This window comes from Colwellia sp. MB3u-41 (assembly GCF_014076845.1).
Taxonomy (GTDB): domain Bacteria; phylum Pseudomonadota; class Gammaproteobacteria; order Enterobacterales; family Alteromonadaceae; genus Colwellia_A.
This window is the reverse complement of the sequence record NZ_JACGUT010000047.1, coordinates 245,019-271,492: the sequence shown is the minus strand read 5'-3', so window position 1 is coordinate 271,492 and position 26,474 is coordinate 245,019. Positions and strand designations below refer to the sequence as shown.

The window sequence follows — 26,474 nt, the reverse complement described above, 5'->3', positions numbered from 1 at the left end:
TTTTCATTAATAATTATTGCCTAAACGCGATAAAGTGCCTTTTAAAATGTTCTCAAAGATATTTTCCTCAAAAACACTCTCAAGTGATACGAAACAAGCGCTTCTTGATACTTTACATAGTTATCGTAGTGAAAATTTCCCCAAAGGGATTTTATTTCCAGATATTTGTCCTGAAATCACCTTAGAGAAAAAAAATGTCGTTATTAAATTAACATTACCCTTTCCATGTATGGGTGAGATTGAATTATTAAGTGAACTGCTAACAAAGCAACTCCAACAAACCGTGAGATTTGATATTAGTTTTGATGTGCATGCAGTACGTATTCATGAAATTACCGGTATTAAAAATATTATTGCTATCGCTTCTGGTAAAGGGGGGGTAGGCAAGTCAACGACAGCTGTAAATGTTGCCTACGCTTTAATAGCTGAAGGAAGTTCAGTTGCTATTTTAGATGCAGATATATATGGACCTTCAGTCCCTACATTATTAGGTATGAAAGGTAAAAAACCCAGTTCCGTCGATGGTAAGTTATTAACACCCATAGATGCTAATGGCTTAAGTGCAATGTCTCTTGGCTTTTTAGTCGATGAAAATGATGCAACAGTTTGGCGTGGGCCTATGGCAAGTCGAGCTTTTAGCCAACTACTTAATGAAACCGATTGGCAAGGCATTGATTATTTAATTGTTGATATGCCACCAGGGACCGGTGATATTCAATTAACGTTATCACAACAGGTGCCTGTTGCGGCTTCAGTTGTTGTAACAACACCACAAGATATAGCACTGGCTGATGCAATAAAGGGCATTGCAATGTTTGAGCAAGTAAAAGTACCTGTTTTAGGTATTATTGAAAATATGAGTTATCACCAATGCGAAAACTGTGGCCATCATTCACACTTATTTGGTGAGGGAGGCGGAAAACGTGTTGCTGATAAATATGGCACACAATTACTAGGACAGTTACCGCTTGATGTGAGTATTCGCTCTGATGCAGATAATGGTGTTTCGCCGATATTAGCAGATAGTACTAGTAACATTAGTCAGCAATACCGTAAGATAGCGCGAAATATTGCCGCTCAGTTATATTTGCAGCTGGACTCACGCAGTCCTAATACTGCGAGTATATTGATTGAAGATTAGCGTTTATCGCTAATCCCCTAACCTTAAAGCATTAACGTAAGAAGAACTAACATGAGATTGTCCGACAAAGACATAGAAACATCGCTTGAAAGAGGTGAAATTATTATCTCACCTGCACCCGATAGCAGTATGATTTCAGGGGTAAGTGTTGATATTCGTTTAGGTAATGAATTTCGCGTTTTTCAAGATCATACCGCACCTTATATTGATTTAAGTGGTCCAAAAGCTGAAATGCAAAAAGCGATGGACTCAGTGATGAGTGATGAAATTGTTATCGCTGATGGTGAGGCTTTCTTTTTACACCCAGGTGAATTAGCATTAGCGGTTACTTATGAATCGGTCACTTTACCAGACAATATTGTCGGTTGGTTGGATGGTCGTTCATCATTAGCACGTTTGGGCTTAATGGTGCATGTAACTGCGCATCGAATCGATCCAGGTTGGTCAGGGCAGATTGTTTTAGAATTTTATAACAGTGGTAAGCTTCCTTTAGCACTTCGTCCTAAAATGAAAATAGCAGCACTTAATTTTGAAACGATGTCTTCGAGGGCCTTACGTCCCTATAATAAACGTGAAGATGCAAAATATAAAAATCAAACCGGCGCTGTTGCTAGCCGTATTAGTCAAGACGATTCGTCTAAAAACTAAAAACTAAAAACTAAAAACTGTAAAATGAGCGAATCATTTTACGGTTTTTTTATTTGCTATAAAAGTTATGCGGAGATAATTTGTTGCTTATCAATATGACTTACACAAAGTTTCAATGCATTCAACAGTTTCTCTTTATCATGGTAGAGACTCCCTGAACTATTTGATAGGTCACAGTGAATGATAGGTAGAATTTCTGATGTGACGGTTTCATCGTGACTAATAACGCTATCAATGGGCAAACATCCAATATTTTCTTTTATCCAGTTAAGTTTTTCATCTAAAGAAAGCGCCGCTGCGGGGCTATCTTCGGGGCCTAAATTATCAATAAACACACAATGAGCAGAACTCGCTTGAATTGCTTTAGTGATATCTCTCACTAATAACGGCGGAATAACGCTGGTAAGAAAGCTTCCTGGACCTAATATAATTAAATCAGCAGATCTGATTGATTCAATACACAAGGGTAACGTTTTAACTAAAGGGGCTAATAATAATTTTTCGGGCATTATCGGCATTTTATCAACAGATAACTCACCCACTTTACAGCGACCCTTTGGGTAAAAAGCCATTAAGTCGGTTGGTGTCTCAGACATTGGATATAAGGGAGTTCTAACGCCCAATAAACGTCTAACAAGCTTTATTGAATCAAGTGGTCGAGACTGCAATTGAACAAGCGCATATAAGATAAGGTTACCTAAGTTATGGCCACCAAGTTCATCTTGGCCATCAAATCTAAAATTAAATAACTGACTGCCAATAGAATCCTCATCAACGAGTAATGTTAAGCAATTTCTTAAATCACCCCAAGCAATAGAACTCGTTCGCTTGCGCAATCGACCTGTAGAGCCTCCATTATCTGTTGTAGTAACGATACCGGTTAACTGTTTTTTTAAAAAAGAGAGGGTAGATAACACACGACCTAAGCCGTGCCCTCCACCTATTGCTACAACATTTAGCTTTTCGAATTGCATGAATAATTCTTATTATCAGATCTTAGTACAACTTTACCTCCTATTTTGTCATAAATAAACCATAAACCTTGATCTTGCCTAACCTGTTTATTCAAAAAGAGTATGAGAAACTCACCATTGTAAATAAATACCCTTTAACATTAGTAACATCGGGGAAGAGAGAATAAATAAAAGCGTTATTAAAAAGTAGACATGGATAAACGACTGATTTAAACAAAAAATAATCAACTTGGCGCTTAAGTAAACACTTGGCAAGAAACTTTGAAAAAAATACCTTTTTATCTAAAATAAGAGTTGACAGTTTTGGGGCGGGTGCTTAGAATGCGCCTCGCTTTCAACGAGTGATTAATCATTTGTTTGGCAATGAATTTATAGCATATTAGGCCATGTTATATATTTATAGCGGGGCTATAGCTCAGCTGGGAGAGCGCTTCGCTGGCAGCGAAGAGGTCTGCGGTTCGATCCCGCATAGCTCCACCAAGTTTAAAGTTGATTAGATAAGATGTTTTTATTTGAGCAATATTGGTTTTAAGTTTTAATCACTTAAAATAGAAAAGTTTACTTTTCACGATAGTATTTGTGTCCCTATCGTCTAGAGGCCTAGGACACCGCCCTTTCACGGCGGTAACAGGGGTTCGAATCCCCTTAGGGATGCCACTTATTTTTTTGTCTTCTTTATTGAAAGTCGCTAAAATAAGTAAATAGGGTATAACAAACTAGGTCTTGTTATCTCCTTTGGATGAATATTTGTATTCGACCATAAAAACAAGATGTGAATCTTGTCTGATACTTTTCTAAAGTAGCTGCACATTGTTAGTTCAATGTTTGCCTATTTAATAGTTTTAGTGTCCCTATCGTCTAGAGGCCTAGGACACCGCCCTTTCACGGCGGTAACAGGGGTTCGAATCCCCTTAGGGATGCCACTTATTCATAACATTTCATTAATGAAATGTTAAAAAGTAAGTAAAAGGGTATAACAAACTAGGTCTTGTTGTTTCCTTTGGTTGAAGAGTTAATTCAATCATAAAAGCAAGATGGAAATCTTGTTTGATGCTTTTCTAAAGTAACTAGACATTGTTATTTAATGTTTTTTACTTAATAGTTTTAGTGTCCCTATCGTCTAGAGGCCTAGGACACCGCCCTTTCACGGCGGTAACAGGGGTTCGAATCCCCTTAGGGATGCCACTTATTTGTTATCTGATATATTTACTCAATAATCAGTGATATAAGTAATAGAGAAACCGACTTATTGTCGGTTTTTTTATGCCTAAAATTTGATAAAAAGTCAGCATAACCCCTGGTGTTTAATGGGCGTTTTCTTGTTGTAGGGGCTGGTTCTTATATAAGAATAAATCACGACTGATGCTAAGTTACTTGAGTTGTTTGTTAGATTCTTGCCATTGAAATAAGCTATTAGCAACTTAGTCATGGATTAGCGAGCTTAAAACAACTAAAGTGACTCAATGCATCGTTGATCTTTTGCTTTGCCTTCTGAGTCGTTTGAGCTTCTGCGTGCATGCAGATGTATACACCTTTAATTTTTTAATATTATCCGTTTACCCATAAGCTTTCCAAAATAGTACCAAACGAAAGTCTAATGCCACGCCCATTAATATCGAGCTACTGGAATATGTAACTATTAATTACTTCACTTGATATAAATCATTATCATCGTTAATAGAGGGTTTCATCATCGCTAAACTTTCTTCAGCAAAACCAACACCGGCTTCGGTATAGAAGTTAAACACTTTATCTACGCCATAGGTTTCAATTTCTTGTCGCTCATCGTCAAAACGAGCGATAGCCGCTATTTTTCCTTGATAATTTGCGTACCTTAGTTGTAGGGTTATATTTTTTATGTCTTGAATTTTTGGGAGAGCGAGTAAGATCAATTCCAATTTATCTATCTTTATGTTCTCCCAAAAATCAATGTTTTCAGCGTCACCACAAAAAGCTTGTATGTCGTTGTTATTTAACCAAGCTATTTTACCTTGGTCTGCATCTAATCCCCATACTTGACCATTGGCCTGGTTATCTAAAGCTTTATACGCGCCCATACCGACACGCCCCATACCAATAACAACAATGGGGGCGTCACAAGGTTGTATGAAATTATCTTCACTAAGTTTACTTTTTCTTTCGTATTTACAAATAAGTGATTTATGTCGCGTAAAAATTTGATGAGCAAAATTGTAAATGATATTAGTGATAATGAACGATAAAGACACTGCTAATGATAAAATAACCAGCCAATCATTACTTAACCAGTTATTCTTTGTTGATAGCGAAGCGATGATCAAACCAAATTCACTAAAGTTACTTAACGCTAGCGCGGTTAAATAAGAGGTTCTGCCACGTAATTTGAACTGTGTGAAGAGAAAAAAGAACAAACAAAACTTTATTGGAATAAGAAGGGTGAGTAGACTCGCCATAGCAAGCATTTCCAAAGTGGGTAATGCGGTAAAGCCAATAGATAAGAAAAAACCAATCAAAAAGAGGTCTTTAAAGCCCATCAATGACTTATTAATTTCGCTCGCTTTACTGTGCGAAGCTAAATACATACCAACGAGAAGCGCACCTAAATCGCCTTTAATACTCACTAATTCAAAAAGTTCATAAGCACCAAAAGCTAAAAAGAAGCCAGTAAGCGGTATAAGCTCACCATGACCTACTTGGTCAATAAGTTTATTTATGAGCGGTTTTATGAAAAAAGCACTCAACAGTAATAAAGCCCATAAGGTGGGTGATTTACCCGTAGCTACGACTAAGAAAATTACAGCAACAATATCTTGTATTACTAAAATCCCTACTGCTAATTTGCCATGGCGAGTTCGCATTTCACCATGATCTTCCATCAGTTTAACCACACAAACTGTACTACTAAAACTTAAGGCAAAAATAATTAAGCCAATGGTGTAAAAGGATAAATCTGTAAAATAACCAATGGCGGCAAGCGCGAATAACTTTAGTATGAGGGCGCCTAACAATATCCAAGTAACACTATGAGACAAACTCCCTAACCAAACTTCTTTTTTTAATAAATCTTTAACATTAAGTTTTAAACCAATAGTAAATAACATTAATGTTATGCCTAGGTTTGCTAGGGTATTTATACTTTCGTCTGCTTGGAAGCCTAAGAAATTCAATAAAAACCCAGCAAATAAATAGCCAATTGAAGGGGGAAGAGAAAATGACTTTGCTGTGATACCACAACCAAAGGCAAATAAAATCCAAATAAAGTCCATTTTATTTTGCCATGATTTGTTGAAACTGATTAGCGACAAACTCAGCAATAATAGGCTGAGCTTTAATACTAGGGTGAATGCCATCTTCTTGCATTAAGCTTGGGTCAGTTATTAGAGGCTCAACAAAAAAAGGTAATAAGTTACTGTTAGTTTCAGCGGCCACATCCATAAAAACTTGTTCAAACATTTTGTTATATCGGGGTCCATAATTTGGAGTGATTTTTATTTGATATAGGGTTATTGGAATATTTTTATCTTGAGCGAGCTTTATCATTTGTAACAAATTATTTTTTATTTTCTTTGGCGAATACCCTCTAAGACCATCATTGCCACCAAGCTCTATCACTAAATGGTCAACCTTTTCTTTGGCCAATATCCCCGGTAACCTTGCTAAACCGCCTGTTGTAGTCTCACCACTAATGCTAGCGTTTGTGATCTTATAAGCGCTTTTTTGCGTAGTTAATTGTTCATTTAACAGGTGAACCCAGCCTTGGTTTTGTTTCATTCCATAGCTTGCACTAACACTATCACCTAGTAGTAAAATAGAATGCTTGGCTGGAAGGTTAGCCAATGCCAAAAAAGATGTTGAAGCTAAAGCTATTAAGCTAAAAAATAAAATATAAATGGGATGTTTATTCATGAAGTCAAATTCCGAAGCCATATTAAAAGTAAGTGCGTTAACTAAATCTGTGCAGTTAGAAGAGAAAACCCTTGAGCTACTTCAACCTGTTCATTTAACAGTGAATACAGGCGAAACTTTAGCGATAGTAGGTTCATCAGGCTCCGGTAAAACAACGTTGTTATCTATCTTAGCGGGCTTAGATTTACCTACATCAGGTGAAGTTTATCTTAAAAACCACCCATTACACCAGTTTAATGAAGAGCAACGTAGCCAAGTGCGCGCGGATCATGTTGGATTTATCTTTCAACAATTCTTATTAATTAGCAGTTTAACTGCACTTGAAAATGTCATGTTACCTGCAGAGCTTGCCAATTTACCTGATGCGAAAGAGCTTGGGCTTGAATTACTGGCATCTGTTGGATTAGGGGAACGTGCAGAGCACTACCCGTCACAATTATCAGGTGGTGAACAGCAGAGAGTCGCTATAGCTCGCGCTTTTATTACTAAGCCAGATGTACTATTTGCTGATGAACCCACGGGTAATTTAGATACTAAAACCGGTATTCACATTGCTGATCTATTATTTCAATTAAATGAGAAACACGGCACCACTTTAGTGCTAGTTACCCACGATCGAAAATTAGCGCAACGTTGTCAACGTCAAGTTGAAATGGACAGTGGTGTTTTACAAGAAGTTAATTTGAATAACATCACTGAAGATGAACGTTCAGCTAACATGAAAGTAGGCTAACTATGAGTGAATTAATCGTAAAGCCATCAAAGACTTGGGTTAAACAATCGTTACGCTTGTTACATCATGAATTTAGACGTGGCGAATTAACCATTATATTTTTAGCGATTGTACTTGCTGTAGGAACGGTGTTTTCATTAACGGGCTTTTCAGAACAAATTAAACAAGCCATTATCACCAACAGCGCTAATACCATAGCGGCAGATCGTGTGTTGGGCTCCAGTAGAGAAATTCCCACTGAATATTTAGATAAAAGTGACAGTCTATCACTCAATGTGGCATCTAAGATATTACTCGACTCTATGGTGTTTTCAGGCGATAACATGCTGTTATCTGAACTTGATGTCATTTCTGAGAAGTATCCTTTGCGGGGGCAATTTCTGGTTAAAATGTCGTTAGATCAAGCCATACCGACGTCTGTTGGCGCGCCAAAGCAAGGTACGGCTTATGTCGAAGAAAGTATTCTCAGTCGATTAGACGTTAAAATTGGTGGCACAATAGAAGTGGGTGTTTTACCACTGACTATTGCGGGGGTTATTGTTGAGATCCCCGATCGGTCATACCGTATGTTTGTGGCTGGGCCTGCAATATTTTTTAATATTAAAGATATCGAAAAAACCCAGTTAATAAAACCAGGAAGTCGCGTTTATTATCAATATCTGTTTGCGGGTGAACGAGATGATGTTGAAGCATTTGAAACCTGGGTAAAGCCAAAGCTTAACGAAACTCAAAATTGGTATGATGCTAAATCAGCGAAGAATCGCTTATCAAAAGTTTTAGACAGTTCAGAGAAATTTTTATCGCTCGCTAGTATGTTAGGTATTGTACTCGCTGCAGTCGCCGTTGCAGTCGCCAGTAGACGATACGGACAACGCCATCAACCTATGGTTGCTGTTTTTAAAGCGTTAGGCGCTTCAACGTCACATGTTAAAAAATTATATATGCTTAATTGGGGGATACTGAGCTTAGTTAGTATCATAGTCGGACTTATTGTTGGTTATGTGCTGATGATGGCGGGTGTTAGCGCTATTGAGAGCTATCTGTCATTAGAGGAGAGTCAGTTAACCTTTAAACCTTTTATAACCGCAATTATTACCGGGCTACTTTGCGCAGTTGCTTTTGCTATCCATCCGATCACAGAATTAATTTCGACAAAACCACTCGATGTTATCCGTGGTTTTAGTCAAAGTGTTTTACCGCGTTTTGGTTGGCATCAAGTTATTCCACTAGTGGCACTTTTCGCGTTACTGATGTTGTTTAGTCAAGACCTAATAATGAGCCTGTCACTGTTACTTGGAGGCATACTTGTTTCAGGTGTTTTATTGCTCCTAGGGCGATTAATTATGGGCGCTGGGCGAAGTGCAGGCGCTAAAGCGGGTAAAGCTTGGCATTTAGCCTTAGCCAACTTAAAGCGTCGAGCCAATGAAAACAGTGTGCAATTAGTCAGTTTTACTATCGCTATTCAATTATTACTGTTAATTACGGTCATGAAAAGTTCAATTATTGATGAATGGCAAGCACAGTTCCCTAAAAACACGCCTAATCACTATTTACTCAATATTGCGAACGAAGAAGTTGCTCCACTTAAAGCCTTTTCTGAAGAATTAAGTCTTGATAATCAAGGTTTTTATCCTATTTTTAGAGGGCGTTTGTCAGCTATTAATGGTGAGAAAACAGTGAGTGTTGACGATGAAGGCAGTAAGGATTCATCAACAGTAAAAGAAAGTAAAGCGAAAGAAAGTGATGAAGAAAAGCCGAAAGAACGCAAAGGTGCTGGTCGAGAATTAAGCTTAACATGGCAAGCAGAGTTACCGATGACCAATGAAGTTGTGGAAGGGCAGTGGTGGCAAAAAGCTGATACCTTGCCACAAGTTTCTATGGAAAAAGGGATGGCAGAGCGCTTAGATGTTAAGCTCGGTGATGAGCTGACTTTTACGATAGGCACTGACGAGTTTTCTGTGCCTGTTACCAGTATTCGTGATGTTAATTGGAAAAGTCGACAGTTAAATTTCATTATGATTTTTAACGAAGCCGCTGTTATTGATATCGACACCACCTATATTTCGGCGTGGATGATTGCAGAACCACAAAAAAATGAAGTTTATCGTTTTCTCAGTGAATACCCCACCATTTCAATTATGGACTTTGGTGCGATTATGAAACAGCTAACGAGCATGATCGAACAAGTCTCTATCGCTATTGAGCTTATTTTAGTGTTAGTTATTTTAGCGGGAAGCTTAGTGTTAATCGCACAAGTACAAGCGAGTATGGAAGAGCGAGAACGAGAATTGGCAATTTTACGTACATTAGGTGCAAAAGGTTCATTACTGCGTAATAGTGTTTTGTTCGAGTTTGTTGCACTTGGTGCTGTGGCCGGTTTAATGGCAAGTATCGCTATGGAAATAGCGGTGTTTTTCTTACAAACTCAAGTATTTGAAATGTCACCGAGTTTCCACTTCAGTTACTGGTTAATAGGTATAGGGGCAGGCGCTGGGTTTGTTGGTGTCATGGGAATGCTAAGTTGTTGGCGACTATTGAACCTGTCCAGTTTGACATTGATCCGCCGTACTATGTAAACACACTCGTTTTGTCTCGACCGAAACTTAAGTTTATTAGCACTAGATTTAAGTTTCGGGTATAGTTGTTACCACAGTAACGTTTTTTAAAAGATAAAGTTAACACTATGGGATTAATAGAAAAATCAGGTGGCGCAGTAAAAATGCTGGTGGTAACAGCAGCACTGTTTGTTGTTTTTGCGGGTATAAAAACCGCCGCTAATATTTTAGTACCATTTTTACTCTCTGTTTTTATCGCTATTATTTGTAACCCGCTTATTGCGCGGGCAAGTCGCTATAAAATACCGAAAGTTGTTGCTGTACTTTTAGTGATCGCCTTGTTTGTTATTATTGCTTTGTCACTCGCTGGGCTAGTAGGTAAGTCGCTCACGGAACTTTCTTTAAAGCTACCTGAATATCGCGAACAATTAAATGTGCAATTTGTTTGGTTAACCGCACAATTAGCCGATAAAAATATTATTATATCACCGGCATTACTCATGGAGTATTTTGACCCTGCAGCGGCCATGGGACTAGCAGCAGATATGCTGAGTGGATTAGGCAGCGTGATGGCCAATTTATTTCTTATCATCATTACCGTTATTTTTATGCTTTTTGAAGCATCATCTATTCCTAAAAAATTACATTTTGCTTTAGCTGATCCCGAAATGCGTTTAAAACAAATTGACCGTTTTCTTACCTCCGTCAATAACTATTTAGCGATAAAAACCTTAGTCAGTATTGCAACGGGCATTATTGTCTCGCTGATGCTATGGGCCTTTGGTTTAGACTTTTTCTTACTTTGGGGAGTGCTCGCTTTTCTGCTTAATTACATTCCTAATATTGGTTCTATTATCGCAGCAGTTCCTGCTATGTCGCTTGCAGTGTTGCAATTGAGCTTACCTGAAGCAGGTCTTATAGGTCTTGGGTATGTCGTCATTAATATGGTCATGGGGAATATTGTCGAACCACGTTACTTAGGAAAAGGACTAGGTTTGTCAACTTTGGTTATCTTTCTTTCACTCATTTTTTGGGGATGGTTGCTCGGATCAGTAGGTATGTTACTTTCAGTACCATTAACGATGATTATTAAAATTGGCTTAGAAAACGCAGAAGAAGGTCGTTGGTTTGCTATTTTATTATCAGGTGACGATGATATTAACGAACTTGAACATATTGATGTTAAGAGCTAAGCCTAAATTTATAGTATATTTACTTTTTTAGGCCCAGCTTACATTGACCGTTAGATAAAAATTGTACCGCTTCTTTACGTTTTTTACCGATGAGAAGTGGTCCATCATCCATGAACAGAAAGTTTTTCCAACAACGTTGAAAAACAGCCCACGTTGTTTCAATAACATTATTTCTAGCACTACAAAAATAAACAACAGTGTTGTTGTCCCATGCTAAATGAGCAATCACTTCTTCTGGTAATTCTGCCTGTTCGCTGTCCCAAATACTTTCCCACGCCAATGCTTTTTGCCATGTGGTTTCTTCAAAAGGCCAATCACCTTTTTTAAAGAAGTCAGGATGGTCAACTTGGCGGCTAATAAAGGTATCCCAAACAATTTGTGCCCGAGCCTGTGCCATCGGTTTTATTTTTGCTTTATCTTTATCATTTATTGGCAAGCTCTTATGTCTAAAGATCCAAGCATTTTTAAGGTCATCTAAAGGAATATAATTCATGAAGTCACTAGGGTTATTTGAGAGAGTACGGAATCATTTGTAGATGATACACCATTAAGGTTGAGTTTTTGACTTGATAACGGGTTATTTTTTTCTATGGCTTTTAAAAGGCCATTTTAAAAATCTAAAATTTGATAAATAATTAAAATTTTGCGTTTATCATTGTTACTTTTTATGTAATATTAATGTTAATGAGAAGCAAGTGGTTTTTAAATATTATGTCGCTTAATACCCTGTTTAAATTTAAGCCAATAGATATTGGCCGTGACTTAAAAGAAATATAACGTGAAGAGTAACAAAATGGAATTGAGCTTTTTTTCAGAAATAATCATTAATGGTTTATCTATTAGAACAAATTGAATATAAAAGAAAATACTCAACAGACTTTGAGTTTTATCCTAATGGTGAGCAAATAGAAGTACATATAGCGGTTAGGTAGCTTTATCTAGCCTGTTTACAGTCAGTAATTTAGCCCTTAAAGAGGGAACTTCAATGGAGTCAATAATATTGAACAATCGAAAAAGGTTATTTATATTCCTACTTGCTCTAGTGGCAGTTAATGCTCATGCGATGTCAAAATTAAATATAGGGGATATTCCCCCTAATTACCTCGGTGAAAATAGAGAAGGTGTAAAAGTTAATTTAGCCGACAATAAAGGGAAAATTGTTATTATCTCATTTTGGGCATCGTGGTGTGCTCCTTGTTTGAAAGAACTGCCTATTTTAGAAGAAATTCAAACAACATTAGGTAAAGATAAAATACAAGTGGTCGCCGTTAATTTCAAAGAAAGCAGGAAACAATATCGAAGTATCAAAAAGCAATTATCAGCACTAGCATTAACGTTAACACATGATAAACGTGGTAATTTGGGGAATAAATTTGGTGTTGAAGGAATACCTCATTTATTCATTGTTGGTAAAAACGGTGAACTCATCTATCAAAGTGTCGGCTATGGCGACTCTTCTAGAGAAAAAATAGTTAATATTTTGAATAAAGAGCTGTCGAGTTAACTATTACGGATGCTAATTAAAGTGCAAAACAAAGCTATTAATTGATTATTGGTTGTATATATTTAGGTTTTAATCTGAAATCAATTAGTTAATAGCCATAAGAGTAGCGGTATAAGTAGAAATCAGCATCAGTCATTTGTCGCGTTTCGCTTTAAAAACATATCACTTTAAATCTTGCCGCTAACGTAAAAGAACTCAATTGAAAGGAAGGGATGTAGACAGTTAAAATATGATATTTTGACTGTCTCAAATTACTAATTATATTTCAACACATTAGTTTGCTAATAAACCCATTCGTTTATATGCTTTTATGAGAAACATGATTAAAAATAATTGGGTATTTAAATGAGTAAAATTGTATTAATTGTAGATGACAGTATTGTTTCTCGAATGATGCTTAAAGAAATTGTTAAGTCTTATATACCTGAGGTCAATATCATTGAAGCTGGAGGCGGAGAGCAGTGCTTGAGCCAAATAACAGCAAAAAGTAAAATTGATATTGCGATTTTTGATTATAATATGCCTGGTATGACAGGATTTGAATTGATTTCTGCTTTAGAGAAGCTAATTTCAATCCCTAAGCGAGCTTTGCTAACCGCAAATATCCAAGATGAAATAAAGCAGCAGGCTGAACAAGTGGGTGTTGTTTTTTTAAATAAACCCATTACCGAAGAACTGATTAGCAATTTTTTAATGAGTTAGGAAGTAATATGAAGGATAATTTATCTCCACTTGAAATCGATGCTCTCACCGAGATATTTAATATCGGTATTGGTCGAGCGGCCAACGCCCTTAATAAAATGGTATCTCAACCGGTTGATTTAACTATCCCAAAAGTCGAAATTGTCTCTAACAAAATAGCAAAATCTAAATTAAAATTTACTAGTGATACAGAAATTAGTGCAGTAATTCAACGTTTTGAAGGTGATTTTAAAGGCCAAGCTTTACTCATGTTTAGTAAAGAAAGTGGTTTGCAATTGGTCAGTACTTTACTTGGTAATAAATTTCCACCTGAGGCTTTGTCTGATCTTGAGCAAGATTCTTTAGTAGAAATAGGTAATGTTATTTTAAACGCCTGTTTTGGAACAGTAATAAATTTTCTTAAATCTTCAATTAAAATCGAAATGCCTGAGTTTATACAAGGAGACATCAACAAAGTTTATGTTTATAGCAGCGAAAATGATTGGTCTTTATATATAAAAGTTAAGTTCACTTTGCCCGATGATAATATCGAAGGTTTTATCTCTTTCATTATGGATATTACTTCGTTAGAGATTTTTCAAGAATCGGTGCGAAAATTTGTCTTTGGCATTACTAAAAATAATAAAGCTTAGCTCTGTTATGAATAATTTAACAAAAGATATTTTGTTTAGTTCCGTCAATGATCTTTCTCTTGGTATTATCATTATTGATGAAAATCATCAGATTGTTTTTTATAATCGGTGGATAAAAGATCATTCTGCTATAGTTGATAATAAAGGTTTTGGTTGTAAACTTGGTAATATTTTAGAGGGGTATAACGATTCTCGCTTAAGTGATGCATGTAGTGAAGCGTTAACGTTAGGGCTGCCCACTAAACTCTCTAATACATTTAATCCTAAACCTTTAGCTTTATTCCACAAAAGTCATGTCGGTGATAATGATTATCGTGTGCAACAGCAAATATCGATTAAAAGCATCAACACTTTCCCCAATGAACGCTTATGTGAAATTCTTATCCAGGATGTTTCTAGTTCGGTTAAAAAAGAATTGATGCTGAAAAGTTTAGCCGATGAAAATAAGAAACAACAATTAAAGGCTGAATTAGCCAATAGAACAAAGTCACAGTTTTTGGCTAACATGAGTCATGAAATTAGAACGCCCATGAACGGTGTTTTGGGTATGTTGAATTTATTATCAACAACTCATCAAACCCCAGAACAGGTTCACTTTACTCGTTTAGCACAATCAAGTGCGGATACTTTACTTCATATTCTTAATGATATTTTAGATTTTTCAAAGATAGAAGCGGGTAAACTTGAAGTTGAATTAATTACCTTTGACCTTTTAATAAATTTAGGCGATTTAATTCAGTCTTTATCGATGAGTAGTAAAAAGAAAAAATTAGAAATTATTCTTGATGTCACCGGTGTTACTCATCAAATGGTTATTGGCGATCCTGGCAGGTTAAGACAAATCATTACTAACTTAGTGGGTAATGCAATTAAGTTTACCTCAGCCGGTGAGATCATTGTTAAAGCACTAACAACTTTGAATGAAACAGGTGATATTACCCTAAATATCAATGTTATAGATACGGGTATAGGCATACCTACTGATAAGTGTTCAATACTCTTTGATGCATTTACTCAAGTTGATGTATCGACAACACGAGAGTATGGTGGCACAGGATTAGGATTATCTATCGTAAAACAATTGTGTCAATTAATGGGAGGGGGAATTACCGTTAGCAGTGTCCTTGGTCAGGGGAGTGAATTTAGTGTTAAAATTCAATTAAAACCAAGCGCGGAAAAACCACGTAATAAACCAAATATTAATTTAAATGGAATAAAAATTTTAATCACTGATGATAATCAGACTAGCCTAGATATGCTTAGCAAACAGCTAAATCTTTTTAATATTGCAGTGGTACAAGCTAATAGTGGCAGTAAGGCTTTAAAAATACTAAAAAAATACGATAGTGATTATTTTTCTATGGTTATTATTGATATGCAAATGCCTATAATGTCAGGTGACATGCTATGCGCTGAAATCAGAAAAATTAAGGCTCTTGATAACCTTAAATTAGTGATGCTTACTTCAATGGGACAGGTTGGAGATGCTAATTTTTTTTCAAAATCAGGTTTTTCAACTTACCTAGTAAAACCCGTAGTCGTTAATGGATTACTTAAGACAATAAATAGTATTCTTAGCAATGAACCCACATTAAACAATGCAATTACTCAGGTAACTAGACATAGCATTGTAAAGGTGGAAAGTGCAGAACAGGTCGTTGTTTCGAAGATATTGTTAGTTGAAGATAATAGAATCAATCAACAAGTTGCAGTAGGTATATTGAAAAAACTTGGTTACTCTGTTGATATTGCTTTCAATGGTGTAAATGCGATAGAAGTTCTAGAGAAACAAAATTTTGAGCAACCTTACCAGCTAATTCTGATGGATTGTCAAATGCCAGAAATGGACGGTTATCAAGCAACAGAACATATTAGAAAAAATATGGACAGTGCCTTATTCTCGGCTATCCCTATTATTGCCATGACAGCAAACACTATGAAAGGCGATAAAGAAAAATGTTTAGCTTCAGGTATGAACGACTACATTTCTAAACCTATTATCCCTAATTTGTTACAAGAAAAAATTATTCAATGGTTGAAAACGAATAATTAATTCATAACTATTTTGAGTTTTAGTGATGGCTGTTATTTACTACAATAGATCAGAATCGCTGGTGTGATAATTAAACAAATAGAAACCGGCTTTTATCTTAGTTAGTCAAAAGTTAGCCATATATTTAAATCTCCCTTTTAGCAGACACTGAAAAATTATTCTACTTAACTACCACACTCACACTAATGCTAATGAAAAACGGTATAGTTACGCACTTCTGAACGTCCTGAATAAAATTCAAGATGAATTAGAAAAAAAAGAGAATAGCGTACTCTAGAGTTAACCCAAATAAACAAAAAATTAGTTGTAGTATTTGAGTCTTTAACGTGAAACAAGACCAACCGGTTGAATTTGAGGAACTGACTGCATTGGCTAACATAGTTGGCGTTACTGCTTACGAAATTAATACCCCATTGGTATTGCTGTAAAGGTGCTAGTAATTTAGATCGAGCATCAGAGCTTGTCAGAAACTTTAAGATGATTGCTGTTAATGAATATCCACAATTTATCATTGCATTTCTTAGAAAATTTAGAATAAAGGTAGTTAGCTTACATTTTAGGTATTCCTACATCACGTATTTAACGTACAGGTTAGCCCAGCATTATGAATTATCCTTAATATAAGTTTCATTCAATAACCGTTATATATGTTAGAATTCAAATAATCTTATTATTTAACATTATTAGGCGTATATCATGTCAGAACACACAATTATCGACATTTGTGTTAAACCTATAGAACTTTGTAAATTACTCAAAATTGCCAAGATGGTTGTTGGTGGCGAAGCTAAAACCATGATCAGTGAAGGTCATGTTTTAGTCAATAATGAAGTTACCATTCAAAAGCGTAAGAAAATTAGCCCTGGCGATATTATCGAATGTAACGGTAAAATTATTGAGGTCGCTTATAACCCAACCAAAAAATCAGCAGAATTTATTAGTACCGTAGTGTCAGCGAGTAAAAATTCAAAAAAGAAAAAAAGAGCTAAAAGTAAAGCACGGGTTATATCATCAGAAACGGTTACTGAACCATCGTTAAAGCGATCGAAAAGAAAGCCTATTTCACGTTAGTTTTTCGTTAATACTTTACGGTAATTTAAAATAAATGGTGATATTTAATGGTAAAAATTTCAATTTACTGTGAATTTCAAAAGGTAGTATTAAAAATGTTATCTCATAATAACTCCGTAAAACTATCCTTGATATAGTCTCACAGGTCTTAATTGGGCCTTATCTGGCCGTTACCGTCTGCAAGCTTATAAAGCTTCTCCAACCTATGTGTTGGTTAGTCGTTTTGTTAATTTGGCTATTTTGGAGTACCGCAACTTAGTGGATGTGTCTGGTGCGACTAAAAAGTGTCGATGTTACGTTATTGAAGGCGTGGACATAAAGATTCATAAAGCTTGTTTATTCAGGCTTTATAGATCTTTCATGAAGCTGAGTTTGTTGCTGCCACTAGACTCTATTAATGTTTTAAACCATTTTTTAATTAAAAATATTTTATTTTTGTTTTACTGCTTTGTTGTAAAGTCATTAACCAACAAACAACTTAACAGTATTCCTTCTCTGCCCCAACAACAAACTACCACTAATTGAATAAAAAAGAGATTTAGGGTTTTCTTAAATCAATGTGATGCTAAACCCATAATTTATAATGCAAAAATGGCAAGTGTTGATGGTTCTGACACTACATGCACTGTATCTCTTACCAGCATATATGTACTGACAGTATTTGCGCGACCATTATTATCGTAAAAATTATGTTCAGTGTAAATAGAGTCATTTATTGACACCCAAAGGCCTAGCTCCGGATATTAAGCCGTAAGTACCGTAGTTACTGTTATTGAATTCCGTCAAAAACTATTGACTAATCCAGAGAATGAATAGAAAACGCTTGCATACATAAATGGCAGTAAAGCACCCGCCTATGCCTTAGACAAAAGATTAAGGCGAGTTTTGATGAATAGGAGTAAACACCTAAATTATGAAGTAAGATATACTTTAGATATTAAGAAAAAACATGCATGTTACTTAAATTCAATAATAAATTTTACGAAATAAAGGAATGAATATGGTTAATAAATTGGGCTTATTGTTGATTTTGTTATGTTTACCAACCCTTACTCATGCCAGTCAAGATGTTGTTTTTAACAAGCCTCTTTCAGCTTTTGACCCACGATATACATATACGTATGAACTAATGGAATTGATTTTTAAAGCAACTCCTGAATATGCTAATGCCCAAATTAAAACAACAGAAATGAATATGACTAGAAGCCGAATTTTTCATGAATTGAAAAAGGGTAAGTTACTTAATGTTGTTGCTGAAGCTCCTCAACAGGAGTGGGATAGTAATTTAATTGCTGTACCTATTCCAATTAGAAAAGGTATTCAAGGCTTTAGAGTTTTTATTATTAAAGATAAAAACCGTGAAAAGCTTGCCCATGTTGATAGTTTACAATCATTAACTGCTTTGTCTACAGGGTCTGGAAGTGAATGGTCAACTAGACTTGTGATGGAGCAGGCTGATTTTTTTGTTGTGACGGCAAATCGTTATGAGTCGTTATTTAGTATGTTATCAATGCAGCGTTTTATTACTTTTGGCAGAGGCATTAACGAAGCCTACCAAGAGGTTGAAAGCCATTTAGCTTTATATCCTGATTTCGTAGTTGATGACCATATTTTATTAGAAATTCCGTTAGCTACTTATTTTTATGTTTCACCATTATTCCCCGAGATAGCAGACCGTATTAGAGTAGGGTTACTACGACTGATAAACAATGGTGAGTTTGATCAATTTTTCTTTAAAAAGTATTGTTCAGATATATTAAAAGCAAATATGCCTGAAAGAATGCTGTTGAAAATTGATAACACACAAGTTTCAGTAGAACGAATGATTTCTTTAGTGGGAGAGGGTTTTCTTCTTAATCCTCATAAGTCTTATCAAAAACTTTGTTTGGCAGTAACATGATGAAAATCGGCTTTCTTTTTTTACAGTTGCTAAACAAGTAAAAAAGTTAAGTTTGCCTGTTACTAATTAAACGATAGAAATAATGTATTAGAAAATATATGGCTAAAATTTTATAGGTTAATTGATACTAATTAAATAAAACTTATGGGACGGACATTAGTGAGAAGTTCCATAATTGTTAGGATACTTTCATGAAACTTCTTGCTGTAATTGTTGAATTCAATAGCACTATGAAAACAAATGCATTAGAGGCATGGAAAAGGCTAAAGGATAAACAGAGTATTTCATTTATTTCGGACAACTCTCCATGCCCCCATTTCATGTTACTCAGTGGTGTTTCATTTGATCGGTTAAGCCAATTAAGGAATATACTGAATGAGCTAGCTTCAGAACACCCACGATGTCAAATTAAAGGAAATGGCATAGGGATATTTGTAAGGGACACACCTGTTATACATATAAGATGGAATATTTGTCCAAACATAACATCGCTTCAACAAGATATCTTATGTCAATTATGTAATGAGGTGGATCAAAACTGGGTTGCAAAATCCTCGTTAGCATATAAAGATTCTAGCTATGAAAGCCTAAATGTGTCACTCGGTTTATTGTCTGATCTAGATTTCGAATCCTATATGCATGTTGAGTCCATAGCGATTTATCGAATAGAAACGGGTCGACCAGAAAAGAAGTTATATGAATTTATGCTAAATAAATTAGAACAGTCTTCTTAACATGTAACTAAATTGGGATTCACAAAGCTGTTATAAAATTTGCTGAGAAAATCGCCAGCTGGTATTCGACTCACTCATTAGTTAGGCGTTACCAATACAAAAAGTAATCCAAATCTGTGCTTTTATTTCACTGCTAAATGTCGTGTTTGGGCATTTAGAGTCTATACATGATCATAAAAAGTTTCAAAACTGATGACTTTACATCGTATTTATTTGTTTGATATTACTTACTATTGATAACTTACCCGTTGCCGAATTTTCAATATGCTGCGACTACCAACACATTAACACCCGCCTACGTTCAAGATATTCCGCGCGGCTATATGCGCGGCGCACTTCATTTTTATCAACATGAGCAAGGGCGGCTTCTATAACGTCTGGATCATGGCCTTGTTCGTTTAAGGTTGTACTCGCTAATGCCCGTAAGCCATGGGCAACGAGCCTATTTTTATAACCCATACGACTCAATGCTTTATTAGCTGATTCAACGTTACAATGCTTGTGATGGTTAATATAAGAAGGGAATAGGTGTGTTCTGTCACCGCTGAACGGTTTTAAGCACGCTAATATTTTAATGGCTTGTGGTGATAACGGTACTTTGTGCTCTAAGCGCATTTTCATACGTTCGGCAGGAATGACCCACAATTTATTCTCTAAATCTATTTCTGACCACTCGGCCTTAGCGCTTTCGCTGGGGCGAGTCATTGTGTGAAGTTGCCACTCAATTAAACATCGGGTGACTAGCTTAATGCTGGCGTAACTGATGTCCTTCATTAGCTTACCTAATTCATGTGGGCGAATGGTTGCCATATTAGTAGCTTTAGCCGTTTGAAACGCGCTACGAATACATGATAAAGGGTTATGGTGTAATATCCCCGTATTAACCGCATGAGTCATTACATTGTTTAAATGACCGATGATCTTCCCTGTAGTTTCTAAGTTACCTTTTTCCGCTAATGGCTTTAATACTTCAATAGCTTCAGGCGCTAAAATTTTATCAATTGGTCTGTGGCCTAGCTTAGGAAAAACATGATTTTCAAACTTACGCCATAGGCTTTTAGCGGTATTTTCTGCAATGTAGTCTTCTTGATGTCAAACCAATCTGTCGCAACACTCTTTAACGTATGGCTAGCTAAAAGCAATTGCTCTCTGTGCTGGTCATCTTTGTATTCTTTAGGAGCAATACCTTTGGCTAAAAGCTCACGTGCGGCTACGCGCTTTTTTCTTGCTTCAGATAATTACGTTTCAGGATATGAACCAAAACCAATGCTGGTACGGGATTTTGTGTGGGGTTTATAGTCATCAAATATCCAAGTCTTAAAGCCGTTGGGTTTTACTCTTAATAATAAACCACCGCCATCACTAAGCTTATATAGTTTTTCTTTTGGTTTAGCTTGTTTAACTTCTGTGTTGGTTAGTGGTTTTGTTAATTTTGCCATTTTGGAGTACCGCAACTTGATAGATTTGTCTGGTACTCCTAAAAGTACTACTAAAAAGCGTGGATTTCAAAGAACGCTATGAAATAGCTTGAAACATAAAAAAACCCGTAAAACCTTTGGTTATCGGCTTTACGGGTTCTTTTAGTGGGTTATTAAACCCTAATTTGGTGCTCGCTACTGGACTCGAACCAGTGACACCTTGCATGTCATGCAAGTACTCTAACCAACTGAGCTAAGCGAGCAATCGTTAGCTGCTTTAACCAACGGGCGTCATATTATCGATATGAAATCTTAGTTGCAAGTAGTTTTGTTCTTTTCAATTTAAATAATTCACTTTTTGCTTATTAATACGCCACTTCGAGTCTTTTTTGAATGATAGTTAATCGCCATGCTAATAAAACGGCAGCGGTGGTTAACCCAAAAATAATACCTATCCAAAAACCATAAGGGCCAATAGGGTCAATTATCCAGTTGGTTAATCCTAAGATCAGACCTAAAGTTAAGCCAATAATCCAATAGGAGAAGAAAGTAATATACAGGATAGACTTGGTATCTTTATATCCACGTAATGCACCAGCAGAAATAACTTGTATTGCATCAGAGAACTGAAATAAAGAAGCCAAGAACATTAAGCTCGCAGCTAACTCAATCACTTTTTTGTCAAGTGTATAAATTTCTGCGATGGGATAACGTAAAGTAATCGTTAGTAGCGCTGTACCAACGGCAATAATAAGTGACAATATCAGTGAGTAATGACATATTTCTTTGGCTTTAGCTAACTCATTCTTACCAACAGCAAATCCTACTTGTATGGTCACGGCGATGGCTAAACTCAATGGCACCATAAAGACTAAGCCAGAGAAGTTAATGGCTATTTGATGGCTAGCCACAACCTCTGCGCCAAAGGGTACTAGAATAATAGCCACCGCAGCAAATAAACTGACCTCAAAGAGTAATGACATTGCAATAGGAAAACCGATTGCCAATATTTCTTTAATTTCTTGCCAATTCGGCCAGTAAAAACGTTCAAACAAGGAGGCATGCTTTAATTTTTTCGATACATAACAATATATAAACATTGAGATAAACATAACCCAGTAAACAATTGCAGTGGCAATACCGCAACCAGCACCTCCTAAAGCAGGCATACCAAATTCACCATAGATAAAAATATAGTTGGCAGGAATATTAATTAATAAGCCAATGATACTGATAATCATTGTTGGCTTGGTATGCGATAAGCCTTCAGAATAATTTCTTAATACAAGATATAAACAAAAACCTGGTCCACCCCAAACGATGTAACCTAAGTAATCAAACATTAATTGTTTTAAATGTGCCTCTAATGGTATTTGTTCAATAACTAAAGGGGTGATCACATAATATAAAGCGATTAATAAAATACCTAAGGTTAATGCTATCCATGCGGTTTGATATGTCGCCCTGGCAACGTAATGGAATTTTTTTGCTCCAGCAAGTTGCGATACTATGGCAGCAAGTGCCATGACCAAACCATATATAGTTAATATTAAAGGGAGCCAAATACTGCTGGCAACAGCTACGGCCGCCATGTCTGTCGCACTCACTCTACCGGCCATCACAGTATCTGCAAATCCCATGAGTGTTTGTACGAGTTGAGCGATCAAAATAGGATAAGCCAGTTTCATTAGGCTTTTGGTGTTTTTTCTAAAATCAGTAATATTCATTGGGAAAGGATACTTATAAAATCATCATTTTAAGCGTAAAAATGAGCAGTATAAGAATGATATAGGTTTAAAGCAGTTGTGCAATGCTTGTCTTGTTAATTTACAAGTAAAACAAAGAAAAAGGATACCGACATCTATGGTCTAACTAGAACACTTGTTCGTCGTCACTATCAATGACCAATTGAATTTTTTGGCGGTATTCATCAATGTGCATATTTAAATGAATATCTCGACAACAAGACGGGCATTCTTCGTAATAATCTTGATCGCCGGCTGAGGCATCTAAAGTTAAGTGCATATGATGACCACAATGAGGGCAGCTAATACGTTTGTCTTTTGTTACTTTTAAGTTTGATTCCTGGGACATGTTGCCTCCTAGACGGTTTTGTTACTAATGCTTAAGTATGCTTACATTCGTAAAAACCGCTAACTAAATTAAGAATAAACGGGTATAAATTATTTAACGTGTTGTGTTCTTTAACTATTATTTTTAAATCAATGTAATGATAAAATACGCGACAATAATGCCCTTGATTGGTCAATATATATGCCACCGTATAAATTAGCGTGATTGAGAATATGATAAAAGTTATAAATAAGTTTGCGTTGTTCGTAGCCTTTATCAAGGGGGAAAACATCTTGGTAACCTTGATAAAAATCGTAAGGTAGTTGGCCAAAAAGCTCAGTCATAGCGATGTCTACTTCGCGGTCACCGTAATAACAGGCGGGATCATATATCACTGAAGCAGAGTCAGTAAATCCTAGGTTTCCTAGCCACAAATCACCATGAACAAGACAAGGTTTAACATCGTGGTGATTTAATCTGTCATGACAGATGTTAGCAATGTGATCAATATCCCCTAGTTTTATTGATTTTTCACTCAGTAATTGCAACTGCCACGCGACACGTTGCTCAGCAAAGAATGTTTTCCAATTACTTCTCCAGTTATTAGGTTGTAAGGTGTCGCCAATATAATTGTCGTGTTGCCAGCCAAACTTTCCATGAGACGAACATTTGTGCATCATCGCTAATTTAGCACCAAAATGATGCCAGTGTTTTTCAGTCGCTTTTGCAAACGGAATGTAATTAAGCACTATAAAGCTTTTATTGCGTGTGTTTCCTAACGTTATGACTTTAGGGCAGGTAACTTGTTTTAGAGAATCTATTTGATTAAGGGCGTAAGCTTCTGATTCAAAATAATTAAAGTGATTTTTGTCTTTAATTTTGACGAAGTAGTTATGATGTTCATCACTTAATTGGAAAGCTAAGTTGCTTTCACTCGTTGATATAAGGCGCTTATTTTTAACAGTAAACTTTTCGCCCGTTTTAGCTGTGATTGCTTGCTCAATACATTGCCACATAATGCACCAATTATTTATTAACCCTTCTAGTACGAGTATAGTTAATAATTGAATAATGTGTTTATTTTGAAGAGCGCGTTTTAATTCTCAATAATTAAGTGATCAATTTTATTGGGTATACCATCCCATTCTTTTGCATCGGCAGGGGCTGGAATTACTTCTGTTATTCTTGGCCACACTTTAGCGAGTTCAGCATTGAGTTCAATAAACTCCTTTTGATTTTCAGGGACTTCATCTTCTTGAAAAATAGCACCCGCTGGGCATTCAACCGGACACAAATCACAATCTATACAGTCATCAGGGCTTATGACTAAAAAATTAGGGCCTTCATAAAAAGCATCAACAGGACATACTGCGACACAATCGGTGTATTTACATTTTATACAATTGTCGGTGACTACAAACGCCATAGGTACTCTACTTTTTGAATTTCGTTGATAGAAAATATTTTGAGCTGATCATACCTAGCTTAGTAATAATTTCAATTGTTGATTTAACTGAGCGGTATGTTCAGGTAAAATGCCCAAAATTTTCTTTCTCCTTTTTTGGAACCGCCATAATATGTTGCGTTTAACAAATATTCAATTGCCGCTTGATCACCAAGAAGCCGATATTAAGAAGGCTATTCTTGATAAATTATCCATTTCTGAAGATCAGCTCATTGACTTTACCGTATTTAAACGCGGATATGACGCCCGTAAAAAAGCAAAAATAATCTTGATTTACACCCTTGATGTAAACACTTGCCTTAATGACGAATTACTTGAACGGTTTGTTAAAGACAATCAAGTAAAAGCTAGCCCTGATATGCGCTACAATTTTGTTGCTCAAGCGCCTGAAAAACCAACACAGCGCCCAGTTGTTATTGGTTTTGGTCCGTGTGGCTTATTTATCGGCTTAGTGCTGGCGCAAATGGGATTTAATCCCATTATTTTAGAGCGTGGCAAAGAAGTACGTCAACGCACTAAAGACACCTTTGGTTTTTGGCGAAAGAAAATACTTAACACCGAATCTAATGTGCAATTTGGGGAAGGTGGGGCAGGTACTTTTTCTGACGGTAAATTATATAGCCAAGTTAATGATAAAAAGCATTACAGTCGTAAAGTATTACATGAGTTTGTTGATGCTGGCGCACCAGAAGAAATTTTATTTGTCAGTAAACCGCATATTGGTACCTTCAAATTGGTAACCATGATCGAACAAATGCGCGCTAAAATTACTGAGTTGGGTGGCGAAATTCGTTTTGAACAACGTGTTGATGAGTTTCACTTTGATGAAAACCAAGGTGGAGAGGGAAGTAAACGCATCACGGGTTTAACACTCGCTAGCGGTGAACGTATCGACACTAACTATGTTGCCTTAGCTATTGGTCATAGTGCACGCGATACCTTTGAAATGTTGATTAAAAACAAAGTATCCGTTAAAGCTAAACCTTTTTCTGTTGGCTTTCGCATCGAACATGAACAGTCAGTTATCGACGATGCTCGTTTTGGTAACAACGCGGGCAATCCGATATTAGGGGCCGCTGACTATAAACTTGTTCATCATTGTAAAAGTGGTCGTAGTGTTTATAGCTTTTGTATGTGCCCAGGCGGAACCGTGGTTGCAGCAGCTTCAGAAGCAGGGCGCCTAGTCACCAATGGCATGAGTCAGTATTCACGTCACGAACGTAATGCAAATAGCGCGATTGTTGTTGGCATAGAACCTAGCGACTTTGCCAACGAAGATGATGCTTCAGATGTATTATCCGGTATTGAGTTTCAACGCCGTTTAGAAGAAAAAGCGTTTAAACTTGGTGGAGAAAATTATGACGCTCCGGTTCAATTAGTTGGCGATTTTCTCGCTGGGCGTAAAAGTGGTGAGCATGGCGAAGTTAGCCCTTCATATAAGCCGGGTGTTAAATATTGCGATTTGAGTGAAACCTTACCTGCTTTCGCCATTGAAGCTATTCGCGAAGCTTTACCTGCGTTTGAACGCAAGATTAAAGGTTTTTCAATGGCTGATGCAACATTAACGGCTGTTGAAACAAGAACATCTTCACCGATTCAAATAACGCGTGATAGAGAAACAATGCAAAGCCTGAATGTTGAGGGGCTTTACCCTGCAGGAGAAGGTGCGGGTTATGCGGGCGGAATATTATCTGCAGGTATTGACGGTATTAAAGTGGCAGAAGCTATGGCATTGGCAATGACAATGGTAGCAGAAAGATAAGTCTGCCTTTATATTGCAAATAAAGGATATT

At 36.4% G+C, this 26,474-nt stretch carries 21 protein-coding genes, 5 tRNA genes and 1 pseudogene; 17 read left to right on the top strand and 10 right to left on the bottom strand.

The window, feature by feature from the left end:
• Positions 1-46 precede the first annotated feature (46 nt).
• Positions 47-1,141: an iron-sulfur cluster carrier protein ApbC gene (apbC, locus tag H4J73_RS03625; RefSeq protein WP_182179882.1), complete on the top strand. Its 1,095-nt coding sequence runs from the start codon at positions 47-49 to the stop codon at positions 1,139-1,141.
• A gap of 51 nt (positions 1,142-1,192) precedes the next feature.
• On the top strand, positions 1,193-1,789 hold the full coding sequence (gene dcd / locus H4J73_RS03620) for a dCTP deaminase (protein WP_182179884.1): 597 nt from the start codon (positions 1,193-1,195) through the stop codon (positions 1,787-1,789).
• A gap of 65 nt (positions 1,790-1,854) precedes the next feature.
• Here dcd and yvcK read toward each other — a convergent pair whose 3' ends face one another.
• The gene (gene yvcK, locus H4J73_RS03615; protein WP_182179886.1) at positions 1,855-2,763 is read right to left on the bottom strand and encodes a uridine diphosphate-N-acetylglucosamine-binding protein YvcK; all 909 of its coding nucleotides are present in this window, start codon (positions 2,761-2,763) and stop codon (positions 1,855-1,857) included.
• 404 nt (positions 2,764-3,167) lie between these two features.
• Here yvcK and H4J73_RS03610 point away from each other — a divergent pair.
• The 4 genes from H4J73_RS03610 (at position 3,168) to H4J73_RS03595 (ending at position 3,948) form a co-directional block, all read left to right on the top strand.
• Positions 3,168-3,243: transfer RNA gene (locus H4J73_RS03610), tRNA-Ala, on the top strand.
• Positions 3,244-3,344: 101 nt separating this feature from the next.
• A tRNA-Glu gene (locus H4J73_RS03605) sits at positions 3,345-3,420 on the top strand.
• A gap of 190 nt (positions 3,421-3,610) precedes the next feature.
• Positions 3,611-3,686: transfer RNA gene (locus H4J73_RS03600), tRNA-Glu, on the top strand.
• A 186-nt stretch (positions 3,687-3,872) separates the two neighbouring features.
• Positions 3,873-3,948 (top strand) — tRNA-Glu (locus tag H4J73_RS03595).
• Positions 3,949-4,406: 458 nt separating this feature from the next.
• Here H4J73_RS03595 and H4J73_RS03590 read toward each other — a convergent pair.
• Together H4J73_RS03590 and H4J73_RS03585 are read right to left on the bottom strand one after the other, a co-directional pair.
• Entirely contained in the window at positions 4,407-6,008 is a 1,602-nt protein-coding gene (locus tag H4J73_RS03590) for a cation:proton antiporter family protein (RefSeq protein ID WP_182179888.1), read from the bottom strand.
• Position 6,009: 1 nt separating this feature from the next.
• Complete coding sequence (locus H4J73_RS03585; RefSeq protein WP_182179890.1) at positions 6,010-6,648, bottom strand: arylesterase; 639 nt, start codon at positions 6,646-6,648, stop codon at positions 6,010-6,012.
• On the opposite strand from H4J73_RS03585, the gene H4J73_RS03580 reads away from it, so the two are divergent.
• The 3 genes from H4J73_RS03580 to H4J73_RS03570 all read left to right on the top strand — a co-directional run bounded on the left by H4J73_RS03580 (position 6,647) and on the right by H4J73_RS03570 (position 11,129).
• Complete coding sequence (locus H4J73_RS03580; protein WP_182179892.1) at positions 6,647-7,381, top strand: ABC transporter ATP-binding protein; 735 nt, start codon at positions 6,647-6,649, stop codon at positions 7,379-7,381. The two genes, H4J73_RS03585 and H4J73_RS03580, sit on opposite strands and share 2 nt — an antisense overlap.
• Before the next feature lie 2 nt (positions 7,382-7,383).
• A complete protein-coding gene (locus H4J73_RS03575; protein WP_182179894.1) occupies positions 7,384-9,957 on the top strand; it encodes an ABC transporter permease in 2,574 nt (857 codons plus the stop codon).
• 107 nt (positions 9,958-10,064) lie between these two features.
• A complete protein-coding gene (locus H4J73_RS03570; RefSeq protein WP_182179896.1) occupies positions 10,065-11,129 on the top strand; it encodes an AI-2E family transporter in 1,065 nt (354 codons plus the stop codon).
• Between the two features lie 19 nt (positions 11,130-11,148).
• Here H4J73_RS03570 and H4J73_RS03565 read toward each other — a convergent pair whose 3' ends face one another.
• Positions 11,149-11,622: a DUF2947 domain-containing protein gene (locus tag H4J73_RS03565; RefSeq protein WP_182179898.1), complete on the bottom strand. Its 474-nt coding sequence runs from the start codon at positions 11,620-11,622 to the stop codon at positions 11,149-11,151.
• 492 nt (positions 11,623-12,114) lie between these two features.
• On the opposite strand from H4J73_RS03565, the gene H4J73_RS03560 reads away from it, so the two are divergent.
• The 7 genes from H4J73_RS03560 (at position 12,115) to H4J73_RS03530 (ending at position 19,725) form a co-directional block, all read left to right on the top strand.
• Entirely contained in the window at positions 12,115-12,633 is a 519-nt protein-coding gene (locus H4J73_RS03560; protein ID WP_182179900.1) for a TlpA disulfide reductase family protein, read from the top strand.
• A gap of 345 nt (positions 12,634-12,978) precedes the next feature.
• Entirely contained in the window at positions 12,979-13,335 is a 357-nt protein-coding gene (locus H4J73_RS03555; protein ID WP_182179902.1) for a response regulator, read from the top strand.
• 8 nt (positions 13,336-13,343) lie between these two features.
• Entirely contained in the window at positions 13,344-13,967 is a 624-nt protein-coding gene (locus H4J73_RS03550) for a chemotaxis protein CheX (protein WP_182179904.1), read from the top strand.
• Between the two features lie 7 nt (positions 13,968-13,974).
• Entirely contained in the window at positions 13,975-16,020 is a 2,046-nt protein-coding gene (locus H4J73_RS03545) for a response regulator (RefSeq protein ID WP_182179906.1), read from the top strand.
• Between the two features lie 696 nt (positions 16,021-16,716).
• On the top strand, positions 16,717-17,091 hold the full coding sequence (locus H4J73_RS03540; protein ID WP_182179908.1) for an RNA-binding S4 domain-containing protein: 375 nt from the start codon (positions 16,717-16,719) through the stop codon (positions 17,089-17,091).
• A gap of 1,000 nt (positions 17,092-18,091) precedes the next feature.
• Positions 18,092-18,991: a hypothetical protein gene (locus H4J73_RS03535; protein ID WP_182179910.1), complete on the top strand. Its 900-nt coding sequence runs from the start codon at positions 18,092-18,094 to the stop codon at positions 18,989-18,991.
• Positions 18,992-19,182: 191 nt separating this feature from the next.
• Complete coding sequence (locus tag H4J73_RS03530; RefSeq protein ID WP_182179912.1) at positions 19,183-19,725, top strand: hypothetical protein; 543 nt, start codon at positions 19,183-19,185, stop codon at positions 19,723-19,725.
• Positions 19,726-19,923: 198 nt separating this feature from the next.
• Here H4J73_RS03530 and H4J73_RS03525 read toward each other — a convergent pair.
• From H4J73_RS03525 to fdxA, 6 genes and pseudogenes are all read right to left on the bottom strand, one after another.
• Positions 19,924-21,164, bottom strand: a pseudogene (locus H4J73_RS03525) (tyrosine-type recombinase/integrase).
• Positions 21,165-21,329: 165 nt separating this feature from the next.
• Positions 21,330-21,406, bottom strand: a tRNA-Val gene (locus tag H4J73_RS03520).
• Positions 21,407-21,508: 102 nt separating this feature from the next.
• Entirely contained in the window at positions 21,509-22,870 is a 1,362-nt protein-coding gene (locus tag H4J73_RS03515; RefSeq protein ID WP_182179914.1) for an MATE family efflux transporter, read from the bottom strand.
• A 145-nt stretch (positions 22,871-23,015) separates the two neighbouring features.
• Positions 23,016-23,237, bottom strand: a complete 222-nt coding sequence (locus H4J73_RS03510) for a CPXCG motif-containing cysteine-rich protein (protein ID WP_182179916.1) — start codon at positions 23,235-23,237, stop codon at positions 23,016-23,018.
• A 128-nt stretch (positions 23,238-23,365) separates the two neighbouring features.
• Positions 23,366-24,232 (bottom strand): fructosamine kinase family protein, encoded by an 867-nt coding sequence (locus H4J73_RS03505; protein ID WP_182179918.1) that lies wholly within the window; start codon positions 24,230-24,232, stop codon positions 23,366-23,368.
• 80 nt (positions 24,233-24,312) lie between these two features.
• Positions 24,313-24,642, bottom strand: coding sequence for a ferredoxin FdxA (fdxA, locus tag H4J73_RS03500; protein WP_182179920.1), 330 nt, complete (start codon positions 24,640-24,642; stop codon positions 24,313-24,315).
• Between the two features lie 151 nt (positions 24,643-24,793).
• Between fdxA and H4J73_RS03495 the strand changes: the two genes are divergently transcribed.
• Positions 24,794-26,443, top strand: coding sequence for an NAD(P)/FAD-dependent oxidoreductase (locus H4J73_RS03495; RefSeq protein ID WP_182179921.1), 1,650 nt, complete (start codon positions 24,794-24,796; stop codon positions 26,441-26,443).
• The last annotated feature ends 31 nt before the right edge of the window (positions 26,444-26,474 follow it).

What these genes read in the sequence shown, in the direction of transcription:
- apbC (WP_182179882.1), top strand. Translation starts at nt 47, where the DNA reads ATGTTCTCAAAGATATTTTCCTCAAAAACACTCTCAAGTGATACGAAA.
- dcd (WP_182179884.1), top strand. Translation starts at nt 1,193, where the DNA reads ATGAGATTGTCCGACAAAGACATAGAAACATCGCTTGAAAGAGGTGAA.
- yvcK (WP_182179886.1), bottom strand. Translation starts at nt 2,763, where the DNA reads ATGCAATTCGAAAAGCTAAATGTTGTAGCAATAGGTGGAGGGCACGGC.
- H4J73_RS03590 (WP_182179888.1), bottom strand. Translation starts at nt 6,008, where the DNA reads ATGGACTTTATTTGGATTTTATTTGCCTTTGGTTGTGGTATCACAGCA.
- H4J73_RS03580 (WP_182179892.1), top strand. Translation starts at nt 6,647, where the DNA reads ATGAAGTCAAATTCCGAAGCCATATTAAAAGTAAGTGCGTTAACTAAA.
- H4J73_RS03585 (WP_182179890.1), bottom strand. Translation starts at nt 6,648, where the DNA reads ATGAATAAACATCCCATTTATATTTTATTTTTTAGCTTAATAGCTTTA.
- H4J73_RS03575 (WP_182179894.1), top strand. Translation starts at nt 7,384, where the DNA reads ATGAGTGAATTAATCGTAAAGCCATCAAAGACTTGGGTTAAACAATCG.
- H4J73_RS03570 (WP_182179896.1), top strand. Translation starts at nt 10,065, where the DNA reads ATGGGATTAATAGAAAAATCAGGTGGCGCAGTAAAAATGCTGGTGGTA.
- H4J73_RS03565 (WP_182179898.1), bottom strand. Translation starts at nt 11,622, where the DNA reads ATGAATTATATTCCTTTAGATGACCTTAAAAATGCTTGGATCTTTAGA.
- H4J73_RS03560 (WP_182179900.1), top strand. Translation starts at nt 12,115, where the DNA reads ATGGAGTCAATAATATTGAACAATCGAAAAAGGTTATTTATATTCCTA.
- H4J73_RS03555 (WP_182179902.1), top strand. Translation starts at nt 12,979, where the DNA reads ATGAGTAAAATTGTATTAATTGTAGATGACAGTATTGTTTCTCGAATG.
- H4J73_RS03550 (WP_182179904.1), top strand. Translation starts at nt 13,344, where the DNA reads ATGAAGGATAATTTATCTCCACTTGAAATCGATGCTCTCACCGAGATA.
- H4J73_RS03545 (WP_182179906.1), top strand. Translation starts at nt 13,975, where the DNA reads ATGAATAATTTAACAAAAGATATTTTGTTTAGTTCCGTCAATGATCTT.
- H4J73_RS03540 (WP_182179908.1), top strand. Translation starts at nt 16,717, where the DNA reads ATGTCAGAACACACAATTATCGACATTTGTGTTAAACCTATAGAACTT.
- H4J73_RS03535 (WP_182179910.1), top strand. Translation starts at nt 18,092, where the DNA reads ATGGTTAATAAATTGGGCTTATTGTTGATTTTGTTATGTTTACCAACC.
- H4J73_RS03530 (WP_182179912.1), top strand. Translation starts at nt 19,183, where the DNA reads ATGAAACTTCTTGCTGTAATTGTTGAATTCAATAGCACTATGAAAACA.
- H4J73_RS03515 (WP_182179914.1), bottom strand. Translation starts at nt 22,870, where the DNA reads ATGAATATTACTGATTTTAGAAAAAACACCAAAAGCCTAATGAAACTG.
- H4J73_RS03510 (WP_182179916.1), bottom strand. Translation starts at nt 23,237, where the DNA reads ATGTCCCAGGAATCAAACTTAAAAGTAACAAAAGACAAACGTATTAGC.
- H4J73_RS03505 (WP_182179918.1), bottom strand. Translation starts at nt 24,232, where the DNA reads ATGTGGCAATGTATTGAGCAAGCAATCACAGCTAAAACGGGCGAAAAG.
- fdxA (WP_182179920.1), bottom strand. Translation starts at nt 24,642, where the DNA reads ATGGCGTTTGTAGTCACCGACAATTGTATAAAATGTAAATACACCGAT.
- H4J73_RS03495 (WP_182179921.1), top strand. Translation starts at nt 24,794, where the DNA reads ATGTTGCGTTTAACAAATATTCAATTGCCGCTTGATCACCAAGAAGCC.